Annotated in this window: 1 protein-coding gene; it reads left to right on the forward strand. The window is 32.9% G+C overall.

Annotation, left to right across the window (positions count from 1 at the left end; all coding sequences use genetic code 11):
• A partial coding sequence (locus tag A3842_RS12520) for a hypothetical protein (RefSeq protein WP_218618680.1) occupies positions 1–824 on the forward strand: 824 nt, incomplete at both ends.

Below are 824 nucleotides of genomic sequence, written 5' to 3' on the forward strand. Positions count from 1 at the left end.
TTATTCAATTCTTCAGAATCGTATGGTATTTAAAGAAAAAGATTTGTTATTACAAAGCTTATCTTGTGTAGAAAATCAGTTTCCACAAATGCTTCTTCTTCATTATTTTACGAATAATGAAATTGATAGCAGAGTAATCAGTGATATTGCAAGAATACATTATGTTGATTGGGTTGCATATGGTAGTGTTTTTAACACTATGCTCTGGCTTGATGTCAAACAATATGTTGTACAGAACAGGGAGGTATTTGAGCGTATTGTTGCTGAAAGAGGAGCAGGATGGTTGCCATTTGCTCCAATGGATATTACAGGAGAAATATTACCTGGAGAATTTGCAGCGGCAGGGCTTGTTCAATTTAATGCTCAGATCCTTCCGTACCTTGAAGAAATTAAAAAATCCCTTATTAGCTTCACAATTTCATATTCAATAACTGATAGATGGTTAGAACTATCGTCGATTCCGCAAGGACTTCCATCCAGTGACCTTGAATGGTCTAATCTTGGATACACATTATTTTGGGCTGCATTACGAAAGAAAAAAATTATAATGAATTTTTCTAATCAAGAAATACTATCTTTAATGAAAGACGGAAATGTAGAAAGTAAAATTGATGCAGTTTTGGGTTTTTATAAACAGGGATTATTAGAACTGTATACTATGAGTGAATTCGTTTTACGTGAAAGATTAATTCAACATTATAATATACTATTTTTGGACATAGCTGAGTCTGATGTTCAATGTCGCTTTGTCCCACCGTATTTTAAACAAAATAATGAAGTTGAAAAGCAGAAGAACTTGAATCACTATTGGACTATGAATATGG

Origin of the sequence: Paenibacillus sp. P3E (assembly GCF_001909045.1) — a bacterium.
GTDB classification, from domain to species: domain Bacteria; phylum Bacillota; class Bacilli; order Paenibacillales; family Paenibacillaceae; genus Paenibacillus_AQ; species Paenibacillus_AQ helianthi.